Raw genomic sequence first — 14,964 nt, 5'->3', positions numbered from 1 at the left:
GTTAAGATCGCGCGCTGTTGCGCATCCCGCGCATCTCCCGATGTGCATGGATGGAGCGTTTTGATGAGAGTGGGGCACAACCCTCCGAAGCGGCAAAAGCTCTCGGACGTCATCGTCGAAGACGTCAAGCGATGGATCGTTGCCGAGCGCAAGCAGCCCGGCGACCGGCTACCGAACGAGAAGGAACTGATCGAGCTCTTCGGCTATTCGAAGAGCACGGTGCGCGAGGCGCTGAAGGCGCTCGAGGTGCGCGGGCTGATCTCGATCCGCACCGGCCCCGGCGGCGGCGCGTACCTGCAGCAGGTGTCGGTCGACCATGCGTCGGAGCCGCTGCGCAACTTCCTGCACTTTCACCACCTGGACGGCCACCACATCTACCAGCTGCGCAAGGCGCTGGAGCCCGAGCTGGCCGTGAGCGTGGTCGGGCGGCTCACGCCCGAGCAGTTCGCGCGGCTCGAGGACAACGTGCGCCTGTGCACCGTCGAGCCGACCAACGAGGACGAGCTGCGCACCCAGCGCGAGGCCGAGCTGGCCTTCCACACGATGCTGGCCGAGGCTTGCCCCAATCCGGTGCTGTCCTTCATGTGCCGCTTTCTCAACGACCTGCTGCGCGACCTCGTCGTCTACAAGAAGGCGCTGGACCACCACCACTTCGGCGAGACCAACGTGGACTACCACACGCAGCTGCTGGCGGCCTACCGCAAGGAAGATGCGGACGAGGTGCGGCGGCTGATGGTGGAGCACATGGTGGATGCGGAGCACCATATGCATGAGATGGAAGCGCACATCGGGGCGAAGCACTTGTTGCTGCCCAGCGGACAGCGATAGCACCACAAAGGTCTAGAAGACCTTGCGGAACCGCTCGGCCCTGCCGAAGCGCACGGCGACAGTGCCGTTCGCCTCGAATCCGCATCGAAGGTAGAACGACCCGGCGTGCGGATTGCCGGTGACGTCGAGTGCCGACGCACCCTGGCGCCGGGAAATCTCGACACAGCGCGCGACCAATGCCTTGCCGATGCCGCGACGCCATGCCTCGGGCTCGACGAACAATCCATCGAGTTCGGCGCTGCCGTCATCGTTGGGCAGCACGACAGCGAATCCCGCCACCGCGCCATGGATCTCTGCCACGAACACCCGGCCATCGACGATCTGGGCCAGAGGCAGTTCGATGGCGCCGGGGTCGGACTGAATCGCCTCGCGATCGCCGGGGTTCGCGAGCGATGCGCGCCGCTGCAAGTCTTCGAGTGCCCGGTGTTCCGACGCAAGTGCAGGGCGAATACGCGGTGGTGTTTCGGTCATCTGGGGTGGTTTCAGTGCCTTCAGATCTTCGCACCGCCATGCGCCTGCTCCAGGCACGCCTGAAACGCCAGCACCGCCCGTGAAGGCTTCGGCGACCGCCGCAGCAGGCTCACGAACCGACACGCATAGTTGAAGCGCGCCGGCAGCACCGCCTTCATGAGCCCGCGCTGCTCGAACACCTGCGCGTAGTGGTCGGGCAAGAAGCCCAGGAAGCGCCCCGACAGGATCAGCGTCGCAATCGCCTCCTGGTCGAACCCGGTCGCCTTGCGCGACAGCCGCGCCCGGTGGCTCAGCTCCATGTTCGGCGAGTGGTACCCCAGCCCCGCGAAATGGTGCTCGCCCAGCTTCGACCAGGTGAGCTTGCCGTGCGGGCTGTCGAACAGCGGATGCCCCTGGCCGCAGTACAGCAGCATGGTCTCGTCGAACAGGTCGGCATAGACCAGGCTCTTCGAGCTGCGGTGCGCCGGGATGATGCCGATCTGGAAGTTGCCCTCCAGCACGCCCTGCTCGATGGCGTTGATCGAGCCCACGTGCACCGCCAGGTTCACCTCGGGCGCGATCTCGGTGAAGCGGGCAATGGCCTGGCCGATGCGGGCCTTCGGGTTGGTCGCGGTCTTGTCGAACAGCGCCACGTCGAGCTGCCCGCCCATGCGGTTGTGGATATCGTCGATGCTGCCGCGAAAGGCGTCGACCGAGGCCAGCAGGCGCAGCGTCTCGTCGTACACGCGCTGGCCCTCGGCCGTGAGCGCAAAGCCCGCCCGGCCGCGCCGGCACAGCACCAGGCCCAGGCGGGTTTCCAGGTCTTTCACGTGGCGGCTCACGGTGGAGGTGCCGATGTTCAGCTCCAGCTCGGCCGCCGCCATGCCGCCGCAGTCGACCACGCTCTTGAACACCTTGAGCAGGCGCAGGTCCATGTCGCTGAGCTGCCCCAGCACGGCGCGGTTGCGGGTGCCCTGGGCAGCGGTTTCGTCGGCGGGCGAGGCCTTGGCCTTTACTTGCATGGATCGTCAAGTGAACATTGATATTGCGCCATTCTCCACACTGAAGGCGTTGCGAACAATCGGCGCATCCCTTCACCCCCCGGAGCCCGCCCTGCGCGGGATGCGCCATGACCCTCGCCACACCCGCCATCGAACCCACGCCCACCGCGCGCACCGACGCCGCCTGGCTCGAGGCGCACTGGATGCCCTACACCGGCAACCGCAACTTCAAGGCCGATCCGCGGATCATCGTGGAGGCCAAGGGCGCCTACTTCACCGACAACGACGGCCGCAAGATCTTCGACGGCCTGTCGGGCCTGTGGTGCTCGGGCCTGGGCCACGGCCGCCCCGAGATCACCGAGGCGGTGAGCCGCCAGATCGCCAAGCTCGACTACTCGCCCGCCTTCCAGTTCGGCCACCCGCTCTCGTTCGAGCTGGCCAACAAGATCAAGGAACTGACGCCCGCCGGCCTGGACTACGTGTTCTTCACCGGCTCGGGCTCCGAGGCCGCCGACACCTCGCTGAAGATGGCGCGCGCCTACTGGCGCACCAAGGGCCAGGCCGGCAAGACGCGCCTCATCGGCCGCGAGAAGGGCTACCACGGCGTGAACTACGGCGGCATTTCGGTGGGCGGCATCGCGGCCAACCGCAAGCTGTTCGGCCAGGGCGTCGAGGCCGACCACCTGCCGCACACGCAGCTGGCCAGCAATGCCTTCTCGCGCGGCATGCCCGAAAGCGGCGCCGAGCTGGCCGACCGCCTGCTCGACCTCATTGCGCTGCACGACGCCTCGACCATCGCGGCCGTGATCGTGGAGCCCTTTGCCGGTTCGGCCGGCGTGGTGATTCCGCCCAAGGGCTACCTGAAGCGCCTGCGCGACATCTGCACGGCGAACAACATCCTGCTGATCTTCGACGAAGTGATCACCGGGTTCGGCCGCTGCGGCGCGCTCACGGGCGCCGATGCCTTCGGCGTCACGCCCGACATCATGAACATCGCCAAGCAGGTCACCAACGGCGCGCAGCCGCTGGGCGCCGTGGTGGCCAGCAAGGACATCTACGACACCTTCATGGCCGCCGGCGGCCCCGAGTACATGCTCGAGTTCCCGCACGGCTACACCTACGGCGCACACCCCGTGGCCTGCGCCGCCGGCATCGCCGCGCTCGACGTGCTGCAGAAGGAAGACATGATCGGCCGCGTGCAGACGCTGGCCCCGCACTTCGAGAACGCCGTGCACAGCCTCAAGGGCAGCAAGCACGTCGCCGACATCCGCAACTACGGCCTGGCCGCCGGCATCACCATCGCCGCGCTGCCGGGCGAGCCGGCACGCCGCCCCTACGAGATCGCGATGAACTGCTGGAAGAAGGGCTTCTACGTGCGCTACGGCGGCGACACGATCCAGCTCGCACCGCCGTTCATCGCCGAGAAGGCCGAGATCGACCGCATGGTCAATGCGCTCGCAGACGCCCTCGCAGAAACCAACTGATCCCCTTTCGAGACCTGAAGACATGCAACACGACAAGAACGTCACCGCCACCATCGGCCACTTCATCGACGGCAAGCACGTCGGCGGCGGCAGCCGCGTGCAGCCGGTGTTCGACCCCGCCACCGGCCTGTCGGCCAAGAGCGTGGCGCTCGCCGACAAGCTCACGGTCGAGCAGGCCATCGCCTCGGCGCAGGCCGCCTTCCCGGCCTGGCGCAACACGCCGCCGCTCAAGCGCGCCCGCGTGATGAGCCGCCTGAAGACGCTGCTCGAGGAAAACGCCGACACCATCGCCGCCCTCATCACCGCCGAGCACGGCAAGGTGCTGGCCGACGCGCACGGCGAGCTGCAGCGCGGCATCGAGAACGTCGAGTACGCCAGCTACGTGCCCGAGCTGCTCAAGGGCGAGCACAGCAAGAACGTCGGCCCGTCGATCGACTCGTGGAGCGAGTTCCAGGCCATGGGCGTGGCGGCCGGCATCACGCCGTTCAACTTCCCCGTCATGGTGCCGCTGTGGATGTGGCCGATGGCCGTGGCCTGCGGCAACACCTTCGTGCTCAAGCCCTCGGAGCGCACGCCCTCCTCCACGCTGTTCATGGCCGAACTCGCGCTGCAGGCCGGCCTGCCGCCGGGCGTGCTGAACGTGGTCAACGGCGACAAGGAAGCGGTCGACACGCTGCTGACCGACCGCCGCGTGAAGGCCGTGAGCTTTGTGGGCTCCACGCCCATCGCCGAATACATCTACACCACGGGCACGGCCCACGGCAAGCGCGTGCAGGCGCTCGGCGGCGCCAAGAACCACGCGGTGGTGATGCCCGACGCCGACATCGGCAACGCCGTGAGCGCGCTCATGGGCGCGGCCTATGGCTCGTGCGGCGAGCGCTGCATGGCGATCCCGCTGGTGGTGGCCGTGGGCGACGCCACGGCCGACGCGGTGGTCGAGGGCCTGAAGGTCGAGATCGCCAAGATGAAGGTCGGCCCCGGCACCGACAACGGCAACGACATGGGCCCGCTGGTCACCCAGCCGCACTTCGAGAAGGTCAAGGCCTTCGTCGACGCGGGCGTGGCCGCCGGCGCCAAGCTGGTGGTCGACGGCCGCAGCATCCAGGTCGAAGGCCACGAAGGCGGCTACTACCTGGGCGCCTGCCTGTTCGACCACGTGAAGCCCGGCATGACGATCTACCAGGAAGAAATCTTCGGCCCGGTGCTCGGCGTGGTGCGCGTGAAGACGCTGCAGGAAGCCATGGACCTGATCGATGCGCACGAGTACGGCAACGGCACCTGCATCTTCACGCGCGACGGCGAGGCCGCGCGCTGGTTCAGCGACAACATCCAGGTCGGCATGGTCGGCATCAACGTGCCGCTGCCGGTGCCCGTGGCGTACCACTCGTTCGGCGGCTGGAAGCGTTCGCTGTTCGGCGACCTGCACGCCTACGGCCCCGACGCCGTGCGCTTCTACACCAAGCGCAAGACCGTCACGCAGCGTTGGCCCTCGGCCGGCGTGCGTGAAGGGACGATGTTCTCGTTCCCGTCGAACCGCTGATATCGCGGCACCCGCAGGTCAGGCCTTGTCGGCCTTGCCTGCGGCGTTCGCGAGCTTGCTGAGCATGCGGTCCACCAGCCATGGCTGGCGGTCCTCATCCTCAGCGCGTTCCTTGCGGCGGATCGCGTTGCGCACGACGATCGAGCCCACATAGCGCATGGGCTCCGGCGGAAAGTAGCCCAGCGGCCCGCCCGTGATCGGGCTGCGCGTCCATGCGTTGTCCTGGTCGAGCACCAGCGACGACAGGATCTGCCCACCCATGTAGGTCGGCCCCACCCCATTGCCCGAGTAGCCGAAGCCGTAGTAGATGTGCGGCGCGCCATCGAGCTTGCCGAAGAACGGAAAGCCCGTCACCGAGCGGTCGGACGGGCCGTTCCAGCTGGCGGTGATCGGCGTATTGCTCAATGCCGGGAAGAACGAATGCAGGGCCTGCGTGAGCTCGCCCTCGTACGGCGAGCGCTCGTCGAACACCTTGGCCATGCGACCGCCCCAGGCGAAGGTGTTGCCGCCCTTGCCCAGCATGATGCGGCCGTCGACCGTGCTGCGGTAGTAGTACACGAAGGTGCGCGAGTCGAGCACCGACACACCGTCGGTCAGCCCGATCTGCTGCAGCAGCTCGGGGCAGCGCTCGGTGATGATCATGTCGCTCGACACGATGGCGATGGTCCGCTCGAACTGCGGGAAGCGGCTGGCCATCCACGCGTTCATCGCGAGCACCAGTTTCTTCGCGCGCACGCGGCCGGTGGGCGTGTGCACCAGCACGGGCTGGTCGGTGCTGAAGTCGAGCATGGGCGTGCGCTCGTGGATGCGGATGCCCATGGCCAGCGCCACGCGCCGCAGCCCGCGCACCAGCTTGCCCGGGTGCACGGTGGCGGCGATCGGCGAGTACACGCCGGCCAGGTTGCGCGCCGAGCCCGAGCGCCGCGCCACCTCGTCGGGTGGCAGCGCGTGGTACGAGTGGATGCCGCGCGCCTCCAGCGCCTGCATCATCGGATCGAGCGTGCCGATCTGCGCCTGCGAGGTCGCGGTGTAGAGCGTGCCGTCGCGCCGAAGTTCGGCGTCGATGCCGTGCGCCGCGCAGAAGTCGGCGATGTGCCCCACCGCCGCTTCCGACGCCTTCACGAGGCGCACCGCCTCGTCTTCGCCGAACAGCCGCCGCAGGGTCAGGAACTTGGCCGACCAGGTGAGCAGGCAACCGCCGTTGCGCCCGCTCGCGCCGGCGCCGCACAGGTCGCTTTCGAGAATGACGATGTCGAGCGCGGGCGCCTGCAGCTTGGCCTGGATGGCCGTCCACAGGCCGGTGAAGCCACCGCCGACGATGCAGACGTCGGCGGTGGTTTCGCCTTGCAGCGCCGGTGCCAGATCGCCATCGTTGAAGAGCGCTTGTTCGATCCAGAAGGGGCGCATCCGTGTGCCTTAAGCGGTGGTGAGGGCTTGCCGGTGTTCGGCGGAACTGATCTCGAGGTGGCGCACGAAGTGCGCGAGGCCGGGCATGTCGGCATCGGCCAGCTTGGCCGTGTCGTCCCACTGCCGCAGGCGCACTGCGTCCATTGCATACGGCAGCGTCTCGAAAGCCTTGGCCTGTGCCTCGTCGAAGACGCCGCCCTGCAGTTGCAGGCTGCGCTTCGAGTCGGGCGACAGCGCCTCCAGGTAGCCGGGCACGCGCGCGCACAGGAAGCGCTTGGCGTCCACGTGCAACCGGATCGGTTCCAGCGTGGCCGGACCGAACAGCGCGCGCAGGAACGGCAGGCAGCGGTACTGATGCAGGTCGTCCAGGCCCTGTTGCGTCGGCGTGCCGCCGAAGTCGTGCAGCAGGTGGCCCAGGTCGTGCAGCAGGGCGGCGGCGATCAGCGCACTGTCCGCGCCCTCCTGCTCGGCCAGGTGCGCGGACTGCAGCGCGTGCTCCAGCTGCGTGACCGGCTCGCCGTCGTACTGCGCATGGCCCTTGGTCTCGAAGAGGCCGACGATGTCGGGGATGCTGAGGCTCATGGTTACCAGGGCAGCGAGTAGGTCTTGGTGTTGGTGAAGCTTTTCATCGCCTCGAGCACGCCTTCCTTGTAGCCCAGGCCCGAGTCCTTGATGCCGCCGAAGGGCGTGAGCTCCAGGCGGTAGCCGGGCACCTCGCGCACATTGACGCTGCCCACGTTCAGCTCGCGGATGAAGCGCGTGATGTAGTCCAGGCGGTTGGTGCAGATCGACGACGACAGGCCGTAGGCCGTGCCGTTGGAGATGCGGATCGCCTCGTCGATGTTCTTGAAACGGATCACCGGCGACACGGGGCCGAAGGTCTCGTGCTTGGCGACGGTCATCTCGGGGTCGACGTGGTCGAGCACGGTGGGCGAGTACAGCGCGCCGCGGCGTTCGTTGCCATACAGGAGCTTCGCACCGGCTGCGATGGCTTCGTTGACCACAGCCTCGAACTGCTTCGCAGCCGCTTCATCGATCACGGTGCCCATGTCGGTGTCGGGGTCCATCGGGTCGCCGTACTTCAGTGCGCGGGTCTTCTCGACCAGCAGCTCGACGAAGCGATCCGCAACGGCCTCGTGCACCAGCATGCGCTTCACCGCCGTGCAGCGCTGCCCCGAGTTCTTGTAAGACCCGTTGGCAGCCAGCGTCGCAGCCTCCTCGATGTCCGCGTCTTCCATCACGATGATCGGGTCGTTGCCGCCCAGCTCCAGGATCTGGCGCTTGTAGGTGGCCTTGCCCGCGATGTACTTGCCGATGGGCACGCCACCCGTGAAGGTGACGAGGTCGACATCGGCATTGGTCAGCAGCTCGTCGGCGATTTCCTTGGGGTCGCCCGTGAGCACCGACAGCATCTGCGGCGGCAGTCCGGCCTCGTACAGGATGTCGGCCAGCAGGAAGGCCGTGAGCGGCGTCTTCTCGCTGGGTTTCAGCACGATGCGGTTGTTGGTCGCAATGGCCGGCGCCACCTTGTGGATCACCTGGTTCAGCGGGTGGTTGAACGGCGTGATGGCGGTGATGGCGCCCAGCAGCGGCTCGCGCATCGTGTAGACCTTGCGACTCTTGCCGTGGTGCGTGAGGTCGCAGGAGAACACCTGGCCGTCGTCCACCAGCGCCTGGTTGGCGGCGAACAGCAGCACGTCGGAGGCGCGGCCCACTTCGTACAGCGAGTCCTTGCGCGACAGGCCCGATTCGAGCGTGATGGTGCGCGACATTTCATCCAGGCGCGAGGCGATGATCTCGCCGGCGCGCATGAGGATCTTGTAGCGCTCGTAGCGCGTGAGCGTGGGCTTGTAGTCGCGGGCGATGCGCAGGGCATTGCGCACGTCGTCCAGCGTGGCCTTGGGCACGGTGGCGATCACCTCGCCGGTGTAGGGGTAGGTGACCTCGATGGTGCGGTCGCGGTGGACTTTCTCGCCGGCGATGCGCAGGGCTTCGCGGTGGACGGTGCCTGGCTTCAGGATGGCTTGGCTCATGGGTGCTTGCTCCGTGTGGCTTCAGCGTGCGTGGTTCAGGGCGAGGTCGAGCGCATCGAAGTTGCGCAGCCGGCGGCCGGCGGCAATACCTTCGACCGGGCGATTGCAGATCAGCGGCACCTTCTGCTCCGACACACCGCCGTGCGAGCGCAGCGGCACTTCGAGGGCCGTGAGGTCATGTCGCGTGGCCGAGGTGCCGATGACGGTGCTTTGCTCGCTCACCACCACGATGTCGCCGATGCGGTCCGGCGGCAGCTCGAAGCGCTTGGCGGCCTCGGCGCGCGAGAGCACGAGCTCCATGCCCGGAATGCCCTTGATGCGTTCGATCCAGCCCGGCACGCTGGCTTCGTCGGGTGCGTACACGGTGGCGAAGGAGCCGAGCGCGCCGTGGTGCACCACGTAGGGGTCGGTGATCGGCAGGATCACGCGGGCCTTTTCAGCGCCGTACCAGCCGTCGAGCACGTCCTGCAGGTAGATCACGTTCGGCGAACCGTCCGCGCCATGCTTGTCGTTCATGCCGTGGTCGGCCGTGAGCACGATGGTGGCGCCCAGTGCATCCAGCTGCGCGAGGTAGCCGTCCATCATTTGGTAGAACGCGTTGGCGGCGGGGCTGCCCGGCGCGGCCTTGTGCTGCACGTAGTCGGTGGTCGACAGGTACATGAGGTCGGGACGCTGCGATTCCATCAGCTTCACGCCGGCGGCGAACACGAACTCCGACAGCTCTGCGCTGTAGACCGAAGGCACCGGCATGCCGACCATGTCGAGCACGCTGTCGATGCCGTTCTCTTCCATCGTCACCTGGTCCGACTTCTCGGACGAGAAGCAGATGCCCTTCATCTTGTGGCCCAGCAGCTTGCGCAGCTTGTCCTTGGCCGTGACCACCGCCAGCTTGGCGCCCGCATCTGCAAACGCAGCCAGCACGGTGCCGGCGCGCAGGTACTTGGGGTCGTTCATCATCACTTCCTGGCCCAGCTCGCGGTCGAAGAAGTAGTTGCCGCAGATGCCGTGCACCGCGGGCGGTGCACCGGTCACGATCGACAGGTTGTTGGGGTTGGTGAACGAGGGCACGACGCAGTCGGCGAGCAGGTCGGCACCGTCCTTGCGCATGCGGGCGATGTAGGGCGCCACGCCGGCCGCAATGGCCGCGTCGAGGTAGGCCGGCTCGCAGCCGTCCACGCACACGACCACGATCGGACGCGCCATCCAGCGATAGCTCCTGGCATTGACTTCAAGTGTCTCCGGTGTCATTTCAGACTTCCTTTTGGGGTGGGTGGTTCGGGGTAGCGGTGGTGTTGCTGGAGGTGGCCGCATCGGCGTCGATGCGGCCGAAGGCCTTGTGCATGCGTGCGCGGCTGCCGGCCACGTGTTCGCGCAGCGCGCGCCCTGCCGTGTCGGGGTTGCCGCTGGCAATGGCGTCGACGATGTGGCTGTGCTCGTCGGCCGAGACCCGCAGGCCGCCGCCGCTGTCGAGCGCGCGCATTCTGAAAAGGTGCAGCTCCTTGACGAGCCGCTTGTAGGTTTCGGTGAGCTTCTTGCTGCCGGCGGTGTCGAGCAGGATCTCGTGGAACTGCAGGTTGAGCTGCGCGTACTGCTCCACGTCCTGCGCCTGGGCCGCCGAGCGCATGGCGTCGACCATGGCGCGCAGGCGCTCCACCGCGTCGGGCTGGATGGCCAGGGCCACGCGCCGGCCGATGATTTCTTCCAGCGCCTCGCGCAGCTCGTAGATCTCGTCGGCCTCCTCGAACGCGATCTCTCGCACGAAGACACCGCGGTTCTTCTCGTTGCGCACGAGGCCCGCCTCTTCCAGCGCGCGCAACGCCTCGCGGATCGGGCCGCGGCTGGTGTTGAAGCGCTGCGAGAGCTCGCTCTCGTTGATGCGGCTGCCCACGGGGAGCTCGCCCGTCATGATCAAACGCTCGATTTCTTCCTGCATCAGCATCGGCAGCGAGCTGGACTGGAGGAACGCGAGGGCGGCGGAGTGATTGCTGGTGACCATGGGGCGTATTTTCCCGAAGGATCGTCAACTGTCAACAATTTTTTATTGACAGTCATCAATCAGCAACCTACATTGCAAACACCGGATGGCGTTGCCCACCCTCGCGCCGGCGCCAGCCCTCACCCTTCTTCAGTGACAGCCAGCCTTTCAGGAGAAACAGATGACGATGAAACAAAGCACGCGCCGTCTCACGGCCGCCCTGTGTGTTGCGGCCCTCGGCCTCATGTCCGGCAGTGCGTGGGCGCAAAAGACGCCGCTCCTGGTCTACACGGCGCTCGAGACCGACGCCATGAAGCTCTACAAGGACGCGTTCGAGAAGGCCAACCCCGACATCGAGGTGAAGTGGGTGCGCGACTCCACCGGCATCGTCACCGCCAAGCTGCTGGCCGAAAAAGCCAACCCGCAGGCCGACGTGGTGGCCGGCCTGGCCGCCAGCAGCCTGGCGCTGCTGCAGCAGGAAGGCATGCTGCTTCCTTATGAGCCCAAGGGCTTCAAGGAGCTGAACCCCGCGTACTCCGACGCCGCGCGCCCGCCCGCCTGGGTCGGCATGGACGTGTGGGCCGCCACCATCTGCTTCAACACGGTCGAGGCCAAGAAGCTCGGCCTGCCCAAGCCCGAGAGCTGGAAGGACCTGACCAAGCCCGTCTACAAGGGCACGATCTCGATGCCGCACCCCGCCTCCAGCGGCACCGGCTACCTCGACGTGTCGTACTGGCTGCAGAACATGGGCGACGCCGAAGGCTGGAAGTACATGGACGCGCTGCACCAGAACATCGCGCAGTACGTGCACTCGGGCTCCAAGCCCTGCAAGCAGGCGGGCGCGGGCGAGTTCCCCATCGGCATCTCGTTCGAGTTCCGCGCGCACCAGGTGAAGAAGTCGGGCGCGCCGGTCGACCTGATCTTTCCGAAGGAAGGCCTGGGCTGGGACATCGAGGCCACCAGCCTCATGAAGACCAGCACGAAGCTGGCGCAAGGCAAGCGCTTTGCCGACTGGATGGCGAGCAAGGAAGCCAACCAGATCAGCGCGCGCTGGTGGGCGGTGGTCGCCTATCCGGGCGTGGTCTCCAAGCTCGAAGGCATCCCTGAGAACTACGAGAAGCTGCTGGCCAAGAACGACCTGAACTGGGCCGCCAAGAACCGCGAACGCATCCTGGCCGAATGGAGCAAGCGCTACGAAGGCAAGGCCGAACCCAAGTAAGCCCGACGGCATCCCCCGGTTTTCAATTCAAGGGTGCCGCCGCAGCTGGTGACGCCCTCCAACGACGAGTGCGAAAAATGGACATGACCGACACCCGCTTCATCGCCAGCCAGTTGACTCCCACCTCGGCCCCGCCCGCGGCCCTCGAGATCGTCGGTGTTCGCAAGGACTTCGAGACCTTCAGCGCGCTGCGCGACGTGCACCTGCGCGTGAACCCGGGCGAGATGCTGTGCTTTCTCGGCCCCTCGGGCTGCGGCAAGACCACGCTGCTGCGCATCATCGCGGGCCTGGAGACACAGACCGCCGGGCAGATCCTGCAGAACGGCAAGGACGTCTCGTGGCTGTCGCCGGACAAGCGCGACTACGGCATCGTGTTCCAGTCGTACGCGCTCTTTCCCAACCTGTCGATCGCCGAGAACGTGGGCTACGGCCTCGTCAACAGCCGCGCGAAGCGGGGCGAGATCAAGACGCGCGTCGACGAGCTGCTGAAGCTGGTCGGCCTGCCGACCTCGGGCGCCAAGTACCCGAGCCAGCTCTCGGGCGGCCAGCAACAGCGCGTGGCCCTGGCCCGCGCGCTCGCCACGCGGCCCGGCCTGCTGCTGCTGGACGAGCCGCTGTCGGCGCTCGACGCGCTGGAGCGCATCCGCCTGCGCGGCGAGATCCGCCGGCTGCAGAAGCAGGTCGGCATCACGACCATCATGGTCACGCACGACCAGGAAGAAGCGCTCTCGATGGCCGACCGCATCGTGGTGATGAACCACGGCGTGATCGAGCAGGTCGGCACGCCGATGGAAATCTACGAGCAGCCGGCCACGCCCTTCGTGGCCGACTTCGTGGGCAAGGTCAACGTGCTGCGCGCGATGGCGCTGGGCAACCAGCGCTTCCAGGTCGGCGACATGGAGCTGCAGTGCGACGCCTGCGACGGCGCCTTCGAGCCCGGCGACGCCGTCAACCTGTATCTGCGGCCCGAAGACCGCGCGGTGGAACACCTGCGCGAGGACACGCCCAACCGCCTGCAGGCGAAGGTCACGAAGGTCGAGTTCCTGGGCGGCCTGTGCATTGCCGAAGTCACGGCCGACGCGCTGCACGGCCAGACGCTGGGCCTGCACTTCTCACTGAACCAGCTGCACGACCTGGACATCCGCGAAGGCAACACCATCGACATCGCCTTGCGCGCCAACCGCATCCGCGCCTTTGCCGCGCGCACCGCCAAGCCATGAACACGCTGGCACATCCCCGCCCCGTGCTCGCTGCACGCCCCGCCCTGCGCTGGAGCCGTGACGAGACCATCGCGCGCGCCATCCTGTTCGTGGTGATGGCGATGCTGTTCGTGTTCCTCATCGCGCCGCTGCTCACCATCCTGGCCCACGCGGTGCAGGACAAGAACGGCCGCTTCGTCGGCCTGGCCCACTTCATCACCTACTTCCAGACGCCGAGCCTGCTGCGCGCGGCCTGGAACTCGGTGTGGGTGTCGGCCGCAGTGGTGATGATCTCGGTGCCCACGGCCTTCGTGTTCGCCTACGCGCTCACGCGCAGCCGCATGCCGGCGCCGCTGAAGGCGGTGTTCCGGCTCATCGCGCTCATTCCGCTGCTCGCGCCCTCGCTGCTGTCGGCCATCTCGTTCGTGCAGTGGTTCGGCAACCAGGGCGCACTCAAGTTCCTGCTGGGCGGCGCCTCGATCTACGGCGCGCCCGGGATCATCCTGGCCGAGGTCTACAACACCTTCCCGCACGCGCTGATGATCCTGGTCACCGCACTGTCGCTGGCCGACGGCCGGCTGTACGAAGCGGCCACCGCGCTGCGCACGCGGCCCCTGCGCCAGTTCATGACGATCACCCTGCCCTCGTGCAAGTACGGCCTGATCAGCGCGGCCACCGTGGTCTTCACTTACGTGGTGAGCGACTTCGGCGCGCCCAAGGTCATCGGCGGCAACTTCAACGTGCTGTCGGTCGACGTGTTCAAGCAGGTGGTCGGCCAGCACAACTTCTCCATCGGCGCGGTGGTGGGCATGCTGCTGCTCATTCCGTCGATCATCTCGTTCGTGATCGACTACGTGGTGCGGCGCAAGCTGAAGGCACAGCTCACGGCGCGCTCGGTGCCCTACACGCCCAAGCCCCGCAAGGTGGCCGATGCGCTGCTCACGCTGTTCTGCACCGTGGTCTGCAGCCTGCTGCTGGCGACCATCGGCATGGCGATCTACACCTCGGCGATCTCGCTGTGGCCCTACGACCTGTCGTTCACGCTCAAGCACTACCACTTCGTGCTGGTCGAAAGCGACATGGCCGCCGCCTACGGCAACAGCCTGCTGGTGGCCATGGTCACCGCGGTGGCGGGCTCGCTCATCGTGTTCGTGGGCGCCTACCTGATCGAGAAGACGCGCAACCTGGGCCTCATGCGCAAGGGCATGCACCTGATGGCGGTGCTGTCGATGGCGGTGCCGGGCCTGGTGCTGGGCCTGGGCTACGTGATGTTCTTCAACCATCCGTCCAACCCGCTGAACTTCCTGTACCAGACGATGGCGATCCTGGTCATCTCGATGGTGGTGCACTACTACACCTCGAGCCACCTCACGGCGGTGACGGCGCTCAAGCAGATCGACAACGAGTTCGAGGCCGTGTCGGCCTCGCTGAAGGTGCCGTTCTTCAAGACCTTCCTGCGCGTGACGGTGCCGGTGTGCCTGCCGGCCATCCTGGACATCGGGCGCTACTTCTTCGTGGTGTCGATGGCCAGCCTGTCGTGCGCCATCTTCCTGTACACGCCGGAGACCATCCTCGCGTCGGTCGCGATCATGCACCTGGACGACGCCGGCGACATCGGCCCGGCCGCCGCGCTGGCCAGCCTGATCGTCGTCACCTCGACGCTGGTGTGCATCGCCTACGCACTGCTCACCCGCGTGCTGCTCGCACGCACGCAGGCCTGGCGCAACCTCGGCCGCGGCTGAACGAACCCTTTACCTCTCGCCCCTCATTTCCTTTCCCTGCCTGGAGACACCATGAGTCAAGCCGCCCACCCCATCCTGCTCACGCC

The 14,964-nt window shown here is 66.9% G+C and carries 13 protein-coding genes; 6 read left to right on the top strand and 7 right to left on the bottom strand.

The features are described from left to right. The first annotated feature begins 63 nt into the window (after positions 1-63). Complete coding sequence (locus AC3WQR_RS26760) at positions 64-828, top strand: FadR/GntR family transcriptional regulator (protein WP_062468755.1); 765 nt, start codon at positions 64-66, stop codon at positions 826-828. Positions 829-840: 12 nt separating this feature from the next. Here the strand turns inward: AC3WQR_RS26760 and AC3WQR_RS26755 are convergent, their stop codons facing one another. Beyond that, the gene (locus tag AC3WQR_RS26755; RefSeq protein ID WP_492744799.1) at positions 841-1,299 is read right to left on the bottom strand and encodes a GNAT family N-acetyltransferase; all 459 of its coding nucleotides are present in this window, start codon (positions 1,297-1,299) and stop codon (positions 841-843) included. Positions 1,300-1,319: 20 nt separating this feature from the next. Further along, positions 1,320-2,300 (bottom strand): LysR family transcriptional regulator, encoded by a 981-nt coding sequence (locus AC3WQR_RS26750; protein ID WP_492744797.1) that lies wholly within the window; start codon positions 2,298-2,300, stop codon positions 1,320-1,322. Positions 2,301-2,407: 107 nt separating this feature from the next. On the opposite strand from AC3WQR_RS26750, the gene aptA reads away from it, so the two are divergent. Both aptA and AC3WQR_RS26740 read left to right on the top strand, forming a co-directional pair. After that, positions 2,408-3,763, top strand: a complete 1,356-nt coding sequence (gene aptA, locus AC3WQR_RS26745; protein ID WP_095744314.1) for an omega-aminotransferase AptA — start codon at positions 2,408-2,410, stop codon at positions 3,761-3,763. A 22-nt stretch (positions 3,764-3,785) separates the two neighbouring features. Beyond that, the gene (locus tag AC3WQR_RS26740; RefSeq protein WP_095946858.1) at positions 3,786-5,303 is read left to right on the top strand and encodes a CoA-acylating methylmalonate-semialdehyde dehydrogenase; all 1,518 of its coding nucleotides are present in this window, start codon (positions 3,786-3,788) and stop codon (positions 5,301-5,303) included. Positions 5,304-5,321: 18 nt separating this feature from the next. On the opposite strand, the gene AC3WQR_RS26735 is transcribed toward AC3WQR_RS26740, so the two are convergent. Genes AC3WQR_RS26735 through AC3WQR_RS26715 form a run of 5 tightly spaced genes read right to left on the bottom strand, consistent with a single transcriptional unit; the run spans position 5,322 to position 10,739 of the window. After that, positions 5,322-6,710, bottom strand: coding sequence for an FAD-dependent oxidoreductase (locus AC3WQR_RS26735; RefSeq protein WP_492744792.1), 1,389 nt, complete (start codon positions 6,708-6,710; stop codon positions 5,322-5,324). 9 nt (positions 6,711-6,719) lie between these two features. Then, positions 6,720-7,292, bottom strand: coding sequence for a phosphonate degradation HD-domain oxygenase (locus tag AC3WQR_RS26730; RefSeq protein WP_070063972.1), 573 nt, complete (start codon positions 7,290-7,292; stop codon positions 6,720-6,722). A gap of 2 nt (positions 7,293-7,294) precedes the next feature. Further along, positions 7,295-8,743, bottom strand: coding sequence for a phosphonoacetaldehyde dehydrogenase (gene phnY, locus AC3WQR_RS26725; RefSeq protein ID WP_062468776.1), 1,449 nt, complete (start codon positions 8,741-8,743; stop codon positions 7,295-7,297). A 21-nt stretch (positions 8,744-8,764) separates the two neighbouring features. Further along, a complete protein-coding gene (gene phnA / locus AC3WQR_RS26720; RefSeq protein WP_492744789.1) occupies positions 8,765-9,991 on the bottom strand; it encodes a phosphonoacetate hydrolase in 1,227 nt (408 codons plus the stop codon). 1 nt (position 9,992) lies between these two features. After that, on the bottom strand, positions 9,993-10,739 hold the full coding sequence (locus AC3WQR_RS26715; RefSeq protein ID WP_070061830.1) for a phosphonate utilization associated transcriptional regulator: 747 nt from the start codon (positions 10,737-10,739) through the stop codon (positions 9,993-9,995). A 160-nt stretch (positions 10,740-10,899) separates the two neighbouring features. On the opposite strand from AC3WQR_RS26715, the gene AC3WQR_RS26710 reads away from it, so the two are divergent. From AC3WQR_RS26710 to AC3WQR_RS26700, 3 genes are all read left to right on the top strand, one after another. Then, positions 10,900-11,937, top strand: a complete 1,038-nt coding sequence (locus tag AC3WQR_RS26710; RefSeq protein ID WP_390345571.1) for a putative 2-aminoethylphosphonate ABC transporter substrate-binding protein — start codon at positions 10,900-10,902, stop codon at positions 11,935-11,937. Between the two features lie 77 nt (positions 11,938-12,014). Then, entirely contained in the window at positions 12,015-13,157 is a 1,143-nt protein-coding gene (locus AC3WQR_RS26705) for a putative 2-aminoethylphosphonate ABC transporter ATP-binding protein (protein WP_390345573.1), read from the top strand. Then, complete coding sequence (locus tag AC3WQR_RS26700; protein WP_492734524.1) at positions 13,154-14,878, top strand: putative 2-aminoethylphosphonate ABC transporter permease subunit; 1,725 nt, start codon at positions 13,154-13,156, stop codon at positions 14,876-14,878. The genes AC3WQR_RS26705 and AC3WQR_RS26700 overlap by 4 nt, the downstream gene beginning before the upstream one ends. Positions 14,879-14,964 lie beyond the last annotated feature (86 nt).

Source organism: Variovorax sp. FW305-3-2-15-B-LB1 (assembly GCF_058787635.1).
Note: the sequence above shows the minus strand (reverse complement) of the source record. Positions and strands in the feature narration are given on the sequence as shown.